Annotated in this window: 10 protein-coding genes and 1 tRNA gene; 9 read left to right on the forward strand and 2 right to left on the reverse strand. The window is 71.2% G+C overall.

The window, feature by feature from the left end:
- Window positions 1-51 precede the first annotated feature (51 nt).
- The 7 genes from trpC (at window position 52) to pyk (ending at window position 12034) form a co-directional block, all read left to right on the forward strand.
- Complete coding sequence (gene trpC, locus ABD093_RS06575; RefSeq protein WP_343923262.1) at window positions 52-885, forward strand: indole-3-glycerol phosphate synthase TrpC; 834 nt, start codon at window positions 52-54, stop codon at window positions 883-885.
- On the forward strand, window positions 882-2216 hold the full coding sequence (gene trpB / locus ABD093_RS06580) for a tryptophan synthase subunit beta (protein ID WP_343923264.1): 1335 nt from the start codon (window positions 882-884) through the stop codon (window positions 2214-2216). The genes trpC and trpB overlap by 4 nt, the downstream gene beginning before the upstream one ends.
- Window positions 2213-3040 (forward strand): tryptophan synthase subunit alpha, encoded by an 828-nt coding sequence (gene trpA, locus ABD093_RS06585; protein WP_193117266.1) that lies wholly within the window; start codon window positions 2213-2215, stop codon window positions 3038-3040. The genes trpB and trpA overlap by 4 nt, the downstream gene beginning before the upstream one ends.
- Window positions 3041-3247: 207 nt before the next feature.
- On the forward strand, window positions 3248-4177 hold the full coding sequence (lgt, locus tag ABD093_RS06590) for a prolipoprotein diacylglyceryl transferase (protein WP_193117265.1): 930 nt from the start codon (window positions 3248-3250) through the stop codon (window positions 4175-4177).
- Window positions 4178-4295: 118 nt separating this feature from the next.
- Entirely contained in the window at window positions 4296-8993 is a 4698-nt protein-coding gene (gene gltB, locus ABD093_RS06595) for a glutamate synthase large subunit (RefSeq protein WP_343923267.1), read from the forward strand.
- The gene (locus tag ABD093_RS06600; RefSeq protein ID WP_343923269.1) at window positions 8986-10464 is read left to right on the forward strand and encodes a glutamate synthase subunit beta; all 1479 of its coding nucleotides are present in this window, start codon (window positions 8986-8988) and stop codon (window positions 10462-10464) included. Before gltB ends, ABD093_RS06600 begins: the two co-directional genes overlap by 8 nt.
- 100 nt (window positions 10465-10564) lie before the next feature.
- On the forward strand, window positions 10565-12034 hold the full coding sequence (gene pyk, locus ABD093_RS06605; RefSeq protein WP_193117262.1) for a pyruvate kinase: 1470 nt from the start codon (window positions 10565-10567) through the stop codon (window positions 12032-12034).
- Window positions 12035-12128: 94 nt separating this feature from the next.
- Here pyk and ABD093_RS06610 read toward each other — a convergent pair.
- Window positions 12129-12210, reverse strand: a tRNA-Leu gene (locus tag ABD093_RS06610).
- Window positions 12211-12318: 108 nt separating this feature from the next.
- Here ABD093_RS06610 and ABD093_RS06615 point away from each other — a divergent pair.
- Window positions 12319-12972: an ANTAR domain-containing response regulator gene (locus tag ABD093_RS06615; protein WP_193117261.1), complete on the forward strand. Its 654-nt coding sequence runs from the start codon at window positions 12319-12321 to the stop codon at window positions 12970-12972.
- A gap of 56 nt (window positions 12973-13028) precedes the next feature.
- Window positions 13029-14393 (forward strand): ABC transporter substrate-binding protein, encoded by a 1365-nt coding sequence (locus ABD093_RS06620; RefSeq protein WP_343923272.1) that lies wholly within the window; start codon window positions 13029-13031, stop codon window positions 14391-14393.
- Between the two features lie 21 nt (window positions 14394-14414).
- Here the strand turns inward: ABD093_RS06620 and ABD093_RS06625 are convergent, their stop codons facing one another.
- Window positions 14415-14879, reverse strand: a complete 465-nt coding sequence (locus ABD093_RS06625; RefSeq protein WP_343923274.1) for a PaaI family thioesterase — start codon at window positions 14877-14879, stop codon at window positions 14415-14417.
- Window positions 14880-14957 lie beyond the last annotated feature (78 nt).

A 14957-nucleotide genomic window follows, 5' to 3' on the forward strand; every position in this document is an offset into this window, starting at 1 on the left:
GAGGTGCTCGCGATCTGCGAGCATCGCCCCCGACTGCTGCAGGAGGTATCCGTGGTCACCACCGGAACCGTGCTCGACGAGATCATCGTCGGGGTCCGCGAGGACCTCGAGACCCGCCGCGGCCAGGTCCCTGCGACCGAGCTCGAGGACCTGGCCCGTGCGGCTGCCCCGGCGCTCGACGCCCGCGCCGCCCTGCACGGCGACGGCACCACGATGGGACTGATCGCGGAGGTGAAGCGCGCGAGCCCCTCGAAGGGCGACCTCGCGGAGATCCCGGTCCCCGCGGACCTCGCGGCGATCTACGCCGATCACGGCGCGTCCGCGATCAGCGTGCTCACCGAGCAGCGTCGCTTCCGCGGCACCCTGGCAGATCTGGACGCAGTGCGGGAGCGCGTCCGCGTGCCGGTGCTGCGCAAGGACTTCGTGGTCGACCCGTACCAGGTGCTCGAGGCACGCGCCCACGGCGCCGACCTCGTCCTGCTGATCGTCGCCGCACTCGAGGACTCCCAGCTCCAGGAGCTGCACGAGCAGATCACGGCGCTCGGGATGAGCGCCCTGGTCGAGACGCACACCGACGACGAGCTGGATCGTGCGCTCGCCCTGGGCGCCGACATCATCGGCGTCAACGCCCGCAACCTCAAGACCCTCGACGTGGACCTCGCCCGGGCCACCACCCTGCTGCGGCGCATCCCCGCCGGGCCTCTCGCGATCGGCGAGTCCGCCGTCGTCTCGGTCGCCGACGTCCAGGAGTACGCCGTCGCAGGGGCGGACGCCGTCCTGGTCGGCGAAGCCCTCGTGACCTCCGGCGACACCGGGGACGCCGTCTCCACGTTCCGCTCCGTGGTCCGTCGCGGCCGCACCGTCCCGGAAGGAGCTCAGGCATGAGCACCTCGGCCTCCCGACCCACCATCCCCGATCTCGCCCGACCGGAGGGAGAGCTGCGCTCCGAGGCCGGCCCGTACTTCGGCGGCTTCGGCGGCCGCTTCCTGCCCGAGGCACTGGTCCCCGCCCTCGACGAGCTGCGGGAGACCTACGAGAAGGCCGTGCTGGATCCCGAGTTCATCGAGGAGCTGCAGCGACTGGCCCGCGAGTACACCGGGCGTCCGTCCCTGCTGTCCGAGGCGCCCCGCTTCTCGCAGCTCGCCGGCGGTGCCCGGATCCTGCTCAAGCGCGAGGACCTCAACCACACCGGCAGCCACAAGATCAACAACGTGCTCGGCCAGGCGCTGCTGACCAAGCGCATGGGCAAGACCCGCCTGATCGCCGAGACCGGAGCCGGGCAGCACGGCGTGGCCACCGCCACGGCCGCCGCTCTGTTCGGCCTCGACTGCACGATCTACATGGGCGAGGAGGACACCGAGCGGCAGGCCCTCAACGTCGCCCGGATGCGTCTGCTCGGCGCCGAGGTGGTCGCGGTCACGCAGGGTTCCCGCACTCTCAAGGACGCCATCAACGAGGCGTTCCGAGACTGGGTCGCCAATGTCGAGAGCACCCACTACCTGCTGGGCACCGTCGCCGGCCCCCACCCGTTCCCGGTGATGGTGCGCGACTTCCATCGCATCATCGGGGAGGAGGCGCGGGAGCAGACCCTCGAGGTCGCCGGTCGCCTCCCGGACGCCGTGGTCGCCTGCGTCGGCGGCGGCTCCAACGCGATGGGCATCTTCCACGCCTTCCTCGACGACACCGACCCCCTCGTGCGGCTGGTCGGCTGCGAGGCCGGCGGCGACGGCATCGCCACCGGCCGCCACAGCGCGACCATCGGCGGCGGGACGGCGGGCGTCCTCCACGGGGCCCGCAGCTTCGTCATGCAGGACGAGGACGGCCAGACCATCCCCTCGCACTCGATCTCCGCGGGTCTGGACTATCCCAGCGTGGGCCCCGAGCACGCCTGGCTGGCGGACATCGGCCGCGCCGAGTACCGCGCGATCGACGACGGCCCGGCGATGGAGGCCTTCGCCCTGCTGTCGATGACCGAGGGCATCATGCCCGCCATCGAATCCGCCCACGCCCTGGCCGGTGCGCTCGAGCTGGGCCGCGAGCTCGGCGAGGACGCGGTGATCCTGGTGAGCCTCTCGGGCCGCGGCGACAAGGACGTGGACACCGCCTCGCGCTGGTTCGGCCTGGTGGGGGACGGTCCCGCCTCCGGCGACCTGGCCGCGCTGCGGGCCCAGGCCCGCGCCACCTCCGACAGCACCGATCCGAAGGAGACGCGATGACCGCCACCGACACCCACCGTCTGCGGTCGGCGGAGGCGATCGACGCCGCCCGCGCCGAGAACCGTGCGGCCCTGATCGGCTACCTGCCCGTCGGCTACCCGGACCTCGCCGGGTCGATCGACGCCGCAAGGGTGCTCATCGACCATGGGGCCGACATGATCGAGCTGGGCCTGCCCTACTCGGACCCCGTCATGGACGGCCCCATCATCCAGAAGGCCGCCTCCGCATCGCTGGCCGGCGGTACCCGGACACGCCATGTGATCGAGGCCGTCGAGGCGCTCTCGGGGCGCGGAGCCGCGATCCTGGTGATGTCCTACTGGAACCCGATCCTCGCCTACGGCCCGGATGCCTTCGCCCGTGATCTCGCGGCGGCAGGCGGCGCCGGGGTCATCACCCCGGACCTGATCCCCGACGAGGGCGCCGACTGGATCGCCGCGAGCGAGGAGCACGGCGTGGACCGGGTCTTCCTGGTCGCCCCCAGCTCGCCCCGCGACCGGCTCGCCCATGTGGTCTCCCACACACGGGGCTTCGTCTACGCCGCGAGCACCATGGGTGTCACCGGGACCCGCGCGAGCGTCTCCGCGGCGACCGAGGGCCTCGTCGAGCGCACGCGCGCTGCGGGTGCGCAGAACGTCTGCGTCGGCCTCGGCGTCTCCAACGGCGACCAGGCCGCGCAGGTCGGAGCCTACGCCGACGGGGTGATCGTCGGCTCCGCCTTCGTCCGGGCTCTGCTCGAGAACGAGGGGGACGGGACCGCCTCGCGCACCGCCCTGGCCGCCGTGGCCGACGACCTGCGTTCAGGGGTTGAACGCGCCCGCCGCTGAGCACCGTCGGGCAGTATTCTGTCGGCGGCGGGGATTCGATCCGAGGATCGCCCTGCCCCGGTGAGCGGGAGACATCAGGACCTGAGGGCCCCGATCACCAGCTCGACCCGACGACCTACCCGGATCGACCACCAGCCCGGCTCGACCACCAGCCAGGTTCGACACCAGCCCGCATGAACGGGGCACGACAGTGAGGAGTGCACGGACATGATCCCCAGCCCGCCCATCTCCTCCGTGTCCCTCGGCCCGCTCACGGTGCACTTCTACGCGATCTGCATCCTGGCCGGCATCGGGCTGGCCCTGTGGTGGTCCACCAAGCGCTGGGAGCAGCGCGGCGGCAACGCCGACGACCTCTTCGACATCGTGTTCGTCGCCGTGATCGCCGGCATCATCGGCTCGCGCATCTGGCATGTGCTGACCTCCCCGGCCCCCTTCTTCGGACCCGACGGCGACCCGCTCGCGGTGTTCTACATCTGGCAGGGCGGCCTGGCGATCTACGGCGGCGTGGCCGGCGGAGCCGTGGCCGTCTGGATCATGGCTCGCGTCAAGAAGGTCTCCTTCGTCGCCCTGGCCGACACGATCGGGCCGACGATCATGGCCGCCCAGATCCTCGGCCGCTTCGGCAACTGGTTCAACCAGGAGCTGTACGGACCGGAGCTGGACGCCTGGTGGGCCTGGGACGTCACCTGCGTGACGAACGGGCAGACCATCGGGGGCTGCGTCCCCGGGACATATCACCCCACGTTCGCCTACGAGCAGATCTGGATGCTCGCGGGGCTCGCCGTGCTGATGCTGCTGAGCCGACGCTTCCAGTGGGCCGGCGGTCGCGTGTTCTGGGCCTACGTCGTCATCTACTCCGCCGGGCGCGCTCTGGTCGACTCGATCCGCACCGAGCCGGTGCTGATGGTCGGCCCCCTGCGCATCCACACCCTCGTCGCCATCCTCATGGTGCTCTTCGGCGTCCTGGTGTTCGTGAACCTCACTCGGCGCAAGCAGCGCCGCGGGGGAGAGGTCGTCGCCGCCGACGGCTCGTTCGTGCTGTTCGCCCAGACCGCGGGCAACGGTCCCGATGAGGACGAGGTCGAGAAGTCCGGGACGCCTCCGTCCACGGGTGAGGATCCCTCACCCGGACCGTAGGCCACCCAGGACCCCGCGCGATGCAGATCGCCAGGTGGATCCCGGGCCTGCGACCGGGCAGTCGTCGATATCCGACGCCCCCCGCCACCGGCCGCCCACCTGGAAGGGCTTCGCTCCCATGCGATCTCTCGATTCTGATTCCGTTCTGTCCACCGGCTCCACGCACCCCACCGACGATCTGCGCTCGGCGCACTCCGTCCGGTCCTCCCGGTTCTCGGACTTCCCTGCGCCCCAGGGCCTCTACCACCCCGACAGCGAGGTCGACTCCTGCGGCGTCGCGATGATCGCGACCCTGCGCGGTCGCCCCGGGCACGACATCGTCGAGCACGCGCTCACGGCGCTGCGCAACCTCGAGCACCGCGGAGCCGTCGGCGCCGAGGAGGACACCGGCGACGGCACCGGGATCATGGTGCAGCTGCCCGATGCCTTCCTCCGCGAGGTCGTCGGGTTCGAGCTGCCGCCCCTCGGTGCCTACGCGGCCGGCACCGCCTTCCTGCCCCGTGATCCGGCCGGCAGAGCAGAGGCGCTGGACGCTCTCGGGACGATCGCGGCCGACGAGGGCCTGCAGCTGCTCGGACTGCGCGAGGTGCCCATCACCGACGGTCTCGTCGGCCCCTCCGCCGAAGCGGTCCGCCCCGACTTCGTGCAGGTCTTCCTGGCAGACGCAGCAGGTGCGGACGGCGCGGCAGGCGTGGCCGGAGCGGTCGACGGGGCCGGGGCGCGCACCGGCCTCGAGCTGGAGCGTGCGGCCTTCGCCGTGCGCCGCCGGGTCGAGCACACCACGGGGGCCTACTTCCCCTCGCTGTCCACACGGGTGATGGTCTACAAGGGCATGCTCACCCCGGTGCAGCTCGACGAGTTCTACCCGGACCTGCGCGACCCGCGCGTCACCTCCGAGCTCGCGATCGTCCACTCGCGGTTCTCGACGAACACCTTCCCGGCCTGGCCGCTCGCCCATCCCTTCCGGGCGCTCGCCCACAACGGCGAGATCAACACCGTCATCGGCAACCGCAACCGCCTGCGGGCCGCCGAGGGCAGCATGCGCACGGACGCCTTCGGGACGGATTTCGAACGGCTGCTGCCGATCAACACCCCCGGAGCCTCCGACTCCGCCGGTCTGGACGAGGCCCTCGAGCTGCTCCACCTCGCGGGCCGCTCCCTCCCGCACGCCCTCATGATGCTCATCCCGGAGCCGTGGGAGAACGACGCCACGATGGACCCCGATCTGCGCGCCTTCTACGAGTTCCATGCGGCGCTCCAGGAGCCCTGGGACGGGCCCGCCTCGGTGGTGTTCACCGACGGCACCCAGGTCGGCGCGCGGCTGGACCGCAACGGTCTGCGCCCGCTGCGCTACTGGATCACGGACGACGACCTGGTGATCCTCGGTTCCGAGACCGGGCTCGTGGACGTCCCACGCAGCTCCCTGGTGCGCACGGGCCGCGTCGCCCCGGGCGAGATCTTCCTGGTGGACCTCGCCGCGGGGGAGATCGTCCCGAGCGACCAGCTCAAGCACACCATCGCCACCGAGCGCCCGTACGGCACCTGGGTGCGCGAGCAGAAGGTGCAGCTGGCGGACCTCCCCTCCCGCGAGCACATCATCCACTCACGGTCCTCCGTGGTGCGCCGCCAGCAGACCTTCGGCTACACGGAGGAGGAGCTGCGGATCCTGCTCGCCCCGATGGCCGCGAAGGGCGCCGAACCGCTGGGAGCGATGGGCACCGACACCCCAATCGCGGTGCTCTCGGAGCGGCCCCGGCTGCTGTTCGACTACTTCACCCAGATGTTCGCGCAGGTGACCAACCCTCCGCTGGACTCCCTGCGCGAGGAGATCGTGACGTCGCTGGGGGTGGCCATCGGCCAGTCCCGCAACCTGCTCGACGCCACTGCGCAGCACGCCCGCCAGCTTGGGCTGGACTTCCCGATCCTGGACAACGACGAGCTCGCGAAGATCATCGCGGTCGATGCGAATCCCGCCACCGCGGACTTCCATACCGTGCGCCTGCGCGGTCTCTACCCGGTGAGCGGGGGCACGGCGGCGCTCCAGCGGCGGCTGCAGGAGATCTGCGAGGAGGCGGTCGCAGCGATCGATGACGGCGCCACCTTCCTGGTGCTCTCGGACCGCGACGCCAACCAGACGCTCGCGCCGATCCCGTCCCTGCTCCTGACCAGTGCCGTGCAGCACCACCTCGTGCGCACGGGTCGGCGCACCGCGGCCGCCCTGGTGGTCGAGGCCGGCGACGTGCGGGAGGTCCACCACGCCGCCCTGCTGATCGGCTACGGGGCGAGCGCGATCAACCCCTATCTCGCGATGGAGAGCGTCGAGGAGCTCGTGCGCCGTGGGGTGCTCAGCGACATCACCCCCGAGCAGGCCGTCCGCAACCTCAACAAGGCCCTCGGCAAGGGCGTCCTGAAGATCATGTCGAAGATGGGCATCGCCACGGTCGCCTCCTACCGCGGCGCCCAGATCTTCGAGGCCGTGGGCCTCTCGCAGGATCTCGTGGAGACCTGGTTCCCCGGCACGATCAGTCGCATCGGGGGCATCACCCTGGACGTCATCGCGCAGGAGAACGCGGCCCGGCACGCCCTGGCGTATCCGGTCGACGGCGAGCACCCTGCCCACCGCAACCTTCCCGTGGGCGGCGAGTACCAGTGGCGCCGGGAGGGAGAGCCGCACCTGTTCACCCCCGAGGCCGTGTTCCGCCTGCAGCATTCGACGAAGCACCGGCAGTACGAGGAGTTCCGGAAGTACACCGACGAGGTCGATGACCAGCACGAGCGGCTGATGACGATCCGTGGCCTGCTGCGGCTGCGCAGCCAGGAGGCCGAGCCGGTGCCGATCGACGAGGTCGAACCGGTCGAGGAGATCACGCGCCGCTTCATGACCGGTGCCATGAGCTACGGCTCGATCTCGCAGGAGGCGCACGAGACCCTCGCGATCGCGATGAACCGCCTGGGCGGCATGTCCAACAGCGGCGAGGGCGGTGAGGACCCCGAGCGCCTGCGCGATCCGGAACGACGCAGCGCGATCAAGCAGATCGCGTCGGGCCGCTTCGGCGTCACCAGCGAGTACCTGACTTTCGCCCGCGACATCCAGATCAAGATCGCCCAAGGGGCGAAGCCGGGCGAGGGCGGTCAGCTGCCTCCGGAGAAGGTGTACCCGTGGATCGCGCGCACCCGCCACTCCACCCCGGGCATCGGCCTGATCTCTCCGCCGCCGCACCACGACATCTACTCCATCGAGGACCTCGCCCAGCTGATCCATGATGCGAAGTCCGCGAACCCGGCGGCCCGCGTCCACGTGAAGCTGGTGTCCCGTTTCGGGGTGGGCACCGTCGCGGCAGGAGTCTCCAAGTCCCATGCCGACGTGGTGCTCATCTCCGGGCACGACGGGGGCACCGGGGCGAGCCCGCTGAACTCGCTCAAGCACGCCGGCACCCCCTGGGAGCTCGGCCTGGCGGAGACCCAGCAGACCCTGCTCCTGAACGGTCTCCGCGATCGCATCACCGTGCAGGTCGACGGCCAGATGAAGACGGGACGCGACGTCGTCATCGCCGCCCTGCTGGGCGCCGAGGAGTACGGCTTCGCCTCCGCCCCGCTGGTCGTCTCCGGCTGCGTCATGATGCGGGTGTGCCACCTCGACACCTGCCCGGTGGGCGTGGCCACCCAGAACCCCGAGCTGCGCTCGCGCTATACAGGGCGCGCCGAGCACGTGGTGACCTTCTTCCAGTTCGTCGCCCAGCAGGTGCGCGAGCACCTCGCAGCCCTCGGCCTGCGCAGCCTGGACGAGGCGATCGGGCGCAGCGACCTGCTGGGCCTGCGCGAGGACGCCCGCAGCGGGTCGGCCCTGGGCGCGGCCAAGCGGGAAGGGCTCGACCTGGGAGCGATCCTCGCGTCGCCCACCATCCATCCGGGCGACCATCCGCGGCGCCGCCGCGGCCAGGACCACCAGCTCGACCGCGCCGCGGACCACCCGTGGATCGCCCAGGCCGCGCCCGTCATCGACGGACAGTCCGCCTCGGTACGGATCTCCGACACCATCCGCAACGTCCAGCGCAGCACCGGGACCCTGCTGGGACACGAGGTCACCCGCCGCACCGGGGGAGACGGCCTCGCCGACGACTCCATCGTGCTGGACCTCGAGGGGACCGGAGGGCAGTCCTTCGGGGCCTTCCTGCCCCGCGGCATCAGCATGCACGTGACCGGCGACGTCAACGACTACGTGGGCAAGGGTCTCTCCGGCGGCGTGATCGCCGTGGGCCATGGCACCGCCACGGAGCCCTCGCTCACCTCGGCCGTGATCGCCGGCAACACCTGCGCGTACGGCGCCACCAGCGGCCGGCTCCTGCTCGCCGGCGCGGCGGGGGAGCGCTTCGGGGTGCGAAACTCCGGGGCGACGCTCGTCGTCGAAGGGATCGGCGATCACGGGGCGGAGTACATGACGGGCGGCGTCGTGATCGTGCTGGGCCCGACCGGCCGCAACCTCGGCGCCGGGATGAGCGGGGGCACGCTGTTCGTCCTCGACCTCGATCCGACGGCGCTGAACGCCCAGGACGCCGCCACCTTCGAGATCAGCGCCGTGCGGGAGGACCACCGGTCCTTCGTGTTCGACGCGATCTCCGAGCACGCCGAGCGCACCGGGTCCGACCGGGCCGCCGCGCTGCTCGCCGACCCCGAGGAGCTCCTCGGCCGGCTCACGGAGATCGCGCCCCGCGCGTTCCTCCGCATCACCGGGATCCGCGAGGACGCCCTGGCCCAGGGGATCGACCCCGATTCGAACGATGTCTGGAACGAGATCATGGAGAGCACTCATGGCTGATCCTCGCGGATTCCTGCGGAACCGAGATCGGGAGCTGCCGCCCCGTCGTCCCGTGCCGGTGCGGCTGATGGACTGGCGGGAGGTGTACGAGGCCCGCGAGAAGGGCACGCTGAACGTCGTGTCCCGCCAGGCCGGCCGCTGCATGAACTGCGGCATCCCCTTCTGCCATCAGGGCTGCCCGCTGGGGAACCTGATTCCCGAGTGGAACGACCTCGTCTATCGCGACGACTGGCAGGAGGCGGCCGAGCGGCTCCACGCGACGAACAACTTCCCGGAGTTCACCGGCCGTGCCTGCCCGGCGCCGTGCGAGTCCAGCTGCGTGCTGGGCATCAACCAGCCGCCCGTGACGATCAAGAACATCGAGGTCTCGATCATCGACCGCGCCTTCGAAGAGGGCTGGGTCGAGCCCGTCGAGGCCGCGCGGCAGACGGGTCGCGCCGTCGCCGTGGTGGGCTCGGGGCCGGCCGGGCTCGCCGCGGCCCAGCAGCTCACCCGAGCCGGGCACTCCGTCGTCGTGCTCGAGCGGGACGACCGCCTGGGCGGGCTCCTGCGCTACGGGATCCCCGAGTTCAAGCTCGAGAAGCGCCATGTGGACCGGCGCCTGCAGCAGATGCGCGCCGAGGGCACGCGGTTCCGCACCGGGATCGACGTGGGCGGCACGGGGGAGGGCGCCCTGTCCGTCGACGACCTGCGGTCCCGCTTCGACGCGGTGGTGCTCGCCACGGGGGCGAGCACGCCCCGCGAGCTCGCCGTCCCCGGCCACGACGCCGTCGGCGTGCATCCGGCGATGGAGTACCTGACCCAGGCCAATCGCCTGGTCGAGGGGGACTGGGTGGACAACGGGATCTCCGCGGAGGGCAAGGACGTCGTGATCATCGGCGGCGGGGACACCGGCGCCGACTGCCTGGGCACGGCGCTGCGCCAGGGCGCGCGGTCGGTCACGACCCTCGCGATCGGCACGCAGCCGCCTGCCGAGCGGAACGAGGACCAGCCGTGGCCCACTCACCCGGTCCTCTTCGAGGTCTCCGCCGCCCATGAGGAGGGCGGTGACCGCACCTATCTCGCCTCGACGACCGGCTTCGAGGTCGACGAGGACGGTGCCGTGACGGGGCTGAAGGTCGCCCGGACCCAGTACCGCGACGGGACCCGGGTGCCCACCCCGGGCACCGAGACCGTCCTGCCCGCGAGCCTCGTGCTCATCGCGATGGGATTCACGGGTGCCCAGGAGGACGGACTGCTCGCCTCCCTGGGAGTGGAGATCACCTCGCGTGGCAACATCGTGCACGACGAGAACTGGGCCACGACGGCGCCGAACGTCTACACGGCGGGGGACTGCGCCCGAGGTCAGAGCCTGATCGTCTGGGCGATCGCCGAAGGTCGCGCCTGTGCGGCGGCGGTCGATCGGGCCCTCATGGGCTCGTCCTCCCTGCCCTCGCCGGTGCGTCCCGGAGAGAAGCCCGTCACGGTGTGAAACACTAGGGGGACCACGCGACGCTGCGGCCAGTACGGCGAGCACTTCGTGGTGCCCGCCGGAGGGCCGCGGCCCTTACTCGAACTACTGATGGGTTGACATGCGCAAAGCGAAGATCGTCTGCACACTCGGTCCGGCGACCAACACCTATGACCAGATCCGGACCCTGATCGAATCCGGGATGAACGTGGCGAGGATGAACCTCAGCCACGGCACCTACGACGATCACGAGCAGGTCTACGCGAACATCCGCAAGGCCGCCGAGGACCTCGGGCGCAACGTCGCCGTCCTCGTCGATCTCCAGGGCCCGAAGATCCGGCTCGGCACGTTCGAGAGCGGCCCCCACCAGCTCGAGGTCGGCGACACCTTCGTCATCACGACGGACGACATCGTCGGCTCCAAGGAGCGCGTCTCCACCACGTTCAAGGGCCTCCCGGGCGACTGCCGCCCCGGTGACTCCCTGCTGATCGACGACGGCAAGGTGTCCGTGCGCGTCACCGACGTCACGGCGACGGACGTCACCACGGTCGTCGAGGTCCCCGGACCGGTCTCGAACAACAAGGGCATCAACCTCCCCGGCGTCGCGGTCTCCATCCCCGCGATGAGCGAGAAGGACATCGCCGATCTCCGCTGGGGCCTGAACCTCGGCGCCGACGTCATCGCCCTGTCCTTCGTGCGCGACGCCCATGACATGGACGACGTGCTGCGCATCATGCAGGAGGAGGGCCGCCGGGTCCCCGTCATCGCCAAGATCGAGAAGCCGCAGGCCGTGCGCGCCCTGCGCTCCATCGTCGGCGCCTTCGACGGCATCATGGTCGCCCGTGGCGACCTCGGCGTCGAGCTGCCGCTCGAGCAGGTCCCGCTGGTGCAGAAGCGCGCCATCGAGCTCGCCCGCCGCAACGCGAAGCCGGTCATCGTGGCCACCCAGGTCCTCGAGTCGATGATCACCAGCCCGCGCCCCACGCGCGCAGAGGCCTCCGACTGCGCCAACGCGATCCTCGACGGCGCCGACGCGGTCATGCTCTCCGGCGAGACCAGCGTGGGCGCGTACCCCTTCGAGGCCGTCCGCACGATGGCCCGCATCATCATCAACACGGAGGAGAACGGCGCCGACCGCATCCTCCCGCTGGGCACCATCCCCCACACCCGCGGCGGTGCGATCACCCGTGCGGCCGCCGAGATCGGCGACCAGCTCTCCGCGCAGTACCTGGTGACCTTCACGGAGTCCGGTGACACCGCGCGCCGGCTCTCGCGCCTGCGCCCCACCATCCCCCTGCTGGCGATGACCCCGTATCCCGAGGTCGCCCGCCAGCTGTCGCTGACCTGGGGCATCGAGGCGCACCTGGTGCCCATGCAGAAGGACTCCGACCAGATGGTCGCGGAGGCCGACGCGATGCTCCGCGAGAGCAAGGGCCTGCAGAAGAACGACCTCGTCGTGATCGCCGCCGGTTCCCCTCCCGGAGTCCACGGCTCGACCAACACGCTGCGCGTGCACCGGATCGGTGACCTCGACGGCACCGAGTCCGCTCGGATCGAGGCGGACCGCATCGCGGCCGGGCCCGAGAACTGAGACGCTGCACCGTATGAGACGGCGCCCGCGGCCGGAAGGCCGACGGGCGCCGTCTCATGGGCGGGCGCTCTGCGGAGGCGCCATGCCCTGCTCGTACCGGGTGCGGGACTCGAACCCGCACGCCCAAAGGACAGCGCATTTTGAGTGCGCCGCGTCTACCATTCCGCCAACCCGGCTCGCCCCCTCAGAGGAGGGCTGGACTAGGATACCGCTGATGACCACCGGCCTCGACCGCGTGGGTGCACGGCACCCCGCATCAGGCACTACCCGAGACACAGGGCGACATGACTGACGACACCACCCCCCTTCCCGACGATCAGCAGGACTTCTCCGGCCCGGACGAGGAGGAGACCCCGCGACGCACCGCCGTCGTGGCCGAGGACGAGAGCCTCATCCGCATGGACATCGTGGAGACCCTCACCGAGGCAGGCTTCGAGGTCGTCGCTGCGGTCGGTGACGGCGAGAGCGCCGTGACCAAGGCCCGCGAGCTGCGACCCGACGTGGTCGTGATGGATGTGAAGATGCCCCAGGTCGACGGCGTGACCGCCGCCGAGCGCATCGGCGAGGACAACCTCGCCCCCGTCGTGATGCTCACGGCGTTCTCGCAGGCCGAGCTCGTCGAGCGCGCCCGCGATGCCGGCGCGATGGCCTACGTCGTCAAGCCCTTCACCCCGGCGGATCTGCTGCCCGCGATCGAGATCGCGATCTCCCGCTACCAGCAGATCACCCAGCTCGAGTCCGAGATCGCCGACCTCGGCGAGCGTTTCGAGACCCGCAAGCGCGTGGATCGCGCCAAGGGCCTGCTGCAGACCAACATGGGTCTGTCCGAGCCGGAGGCCTTCCGCTGGATCCAGAAGACCTCGATGGATCGCCGCCTCACGATGCGTGAGGTCGCCGATGCTGTCGTCGATCAGCTCGGCGGGTCCGGCAAGGACTGACCGGAGACACCGGTCCGGCGTCGCACGCGCCGGACCAGAGGGGACGCGCGGACTCGATGTCGATCACACGGCGGTCGCTGGTGCGCGGGCTCGCCCCGGCGATCGTCGGCGCGGCGACAGGTGCCGGCGCCCTGAGCTCCTGCAGCAGCGACCGTGATCCCGGCGCCTCGGCGGAGGAGGCCGGGACGGGCAGTGCTGCCCCGCCCCTGCCGGATGCCCCGCTCGTCCTCGGATCGCTCGGGGCATCCTATGGCCGCGCCGCGACCTTCGAGACGCCGATCTCGATCGCCCTCAGCGAGGCGATGATCGATCTCAACGCCCGATGGGGCGGCGTGCTCGGCCGCGAGGTGACGATGCACGAGCGGCACGTCGCAGCAGCTGCGGGGGAGGACCTCACCGCGGTGATCGCGACGATGGCCGAGGCCGGGGTGGGCGCCGTGATCACCTCGCTCGACGAAGAGGCCCTCGTCGCGGCGATCCCCGCCCTCGTCGACGCGCAGATCGCCGTGATCGACGTCCTCACCTCCGGGACGAGCGTGCGCGAGCCCGAGGTGGCCAGCGCCACCATGCTGATCCGGCTCGCTCCCGATGATGTCGCGATCGCGTCCCTCTACGCCGAGCAGGCGTGGACGGCGGGGTCGGACAGGAGCGGGCTGGCCGGCACGCTCGCCTACGTCTCCGAGGACACCGCGCAGGGGCACAGCCTGCTCGGTGAGCTCACGCGGATCCTGGCCCCTCAGGGCGGGAAGATCCAGACGGAGCAGTTCTATCGCGCCGGGGAGTCGCCGGACCTCGACGCCGTGGTCGAGGCCATCCTGGCCGAGCCGCCTGCCCTGCTCGTCGTCAACGGCGGCCGGGAGGCGGGACCTCTCCTCTCCGCCCTGCACGACGCCACGCTGGACGGGTCGCAGGAGCCCACCGTGCAGATCGCCGCCCGGTTGAGCCCGGCGGCGACGGCGGACTACTCCGAGGACGACCTGGCGCTGGGGTGCCTCGCCTCCGCCACCGGATTCCTGCCCGGCGGCGAGCTGGACGACACCCACATCAACATGATGCTCAACGCCGACACGACGCTGCTGGGCACCGGGTTCGGGTACTCGCAGCAGGCCTACGACGCGGTCATGCTCGCCGGGCTCGCCGCGGAGGACGCCGTGTCGGTCGGGGGCGTCGACATCGCCGGGTCGCTGACGAAGGTGCTCACGGGGGCCCAGGAATGCACCGAGTTCGGGGAGTGCTCGACGCTGCTCCGCGATGCACGAGCTGCCGGGCAGCGCACCATGATCTCCTTCACCGGACGCTCGGGACCGCTCGAGCTGGGCTCGGACAACGACATCCGCACCGGGACGATCCGCAGCAGCACCTGGGACGACGCGAACGCGATCGAGCCCGGTCCCACCACGGATGTCGGCACCGGGAGCTGAGGCGCCGCCGGCGTCGACCGTTCAGCGCGGCGGGAGGAGCATCGTCTGGACGGTGATGGTGCTCAGCAGTGTTCCGCCCTCGTCGTGCACGTCCACGAGATAGCTGGCGACCTGCCGCCCCGCGTGCCGGCTGGTGCAGGTGGCCGTGACGACCCCGGCCCGGGCCGAGCGGTGGTGGAGCGCCGAGACCGAGGTGCCGACCGCCTGGGCGCCGTCGCCGTGGACCTCCCGGGCGCGGACGATCGCGGCGAAGGAGGCGACGGACTCGGCCAGGGCGATCGTCGCGCCGCCGTGCAGCAGCCCGGCCGGCTGCGTGTTCCCGGCCACCGGCATCGTCATGACGCCGCCGTCGGCGGACAGGCTCAGCAGCTCCATCCCGCACCGTTCCACGAGGGTCCCGCGGATCATCGGGGCGATGAGCTCGCGCAGCTCCTCCCCGGACAGCGGGGAGGGGGCGTTCTCGGTCTGGTCCGGTGCATCGTTCATGCCCACGAGGGTGCCACAGGCAGGGCATCCATCGGTGCGATCGCCGCAGCCGGAGCGCGAGGGAATGCACGTCCGTCG

It is taken from the genome of Brachybacterium tyrofermentans (assembly GCF_039526165.1).
GTDB classification, from domain to species: Bacteria; Actinomycetota; Actinomycetes; order Actinomycetales; family Dermabacteraceae; genus Brachybacterium; species Brachybacterium tyrofermentans.

Excerpts from the sequence above, each read along its gene's own strand:
- ABD093_RS06615 (WP_193117261.1), top strand. The coding sequence starts at position 12,319 with ATGACTGACGACACCACCCCCCTTCCCGACGATCAGCAGGACTTCTCC.
- ABD093_RS06600 (WP_343923269.1), top strand. The coding sequence starts at position 8,986 with ATGGCTGATCCTCGCGGATTCCTGCGGAACCGAGATCGGGAGCTGCCG.
- ABD093_RS06625 (WP_343923274.1), bottom strand. The coding sequence starts at position 14,879 with ATGAACGATGCACCGGACCAGACCGAGAACGCCCCCTCCCCGCTGTCC.
- lgt (WP_193117265.1), top strand. The coding sequence starts at position 3,248 with ATGATCCCCAGCCCGCCCATCTCCTCCGTGTCCCTCGGCCCGCTCACG.
- trpA (WP_193117266.1), top strand. The coding sequence starts at position 2,213 with ATGACCGCCACCGACACCCACCGTCTGCGGTCGGCGGAGGCGATCGAC.
- ABD093_RS06620 (WP_343923272.1), top strand. The coding sequence starts at position 13,029 with ATGTCGATCACACGGCGGTCGCTGGTGCGCGGGCTCGCCCCGGCGATC.
- pyk (WP_193117262.1), top strand. The coding sequence starts at position 10,565 with ATGCGCAAAGCGAAGATCGTCTGCACACTCGGTCCGGCGACCAACACC.
- gltB (WP_343923267.1), top strand. The coding sequence starts at position 4,296 with ATGCGATCTCTCGATTCTGATTCCGTTCTGTCCACCGGCTCCACGCAC.
- trpB (WP_343923264.1), top strand. The coding sequence starts at position 882 with ATGAGCACCTCGGCCTCCCGACCCACCATCCCCGATCTCGCCCGACCG.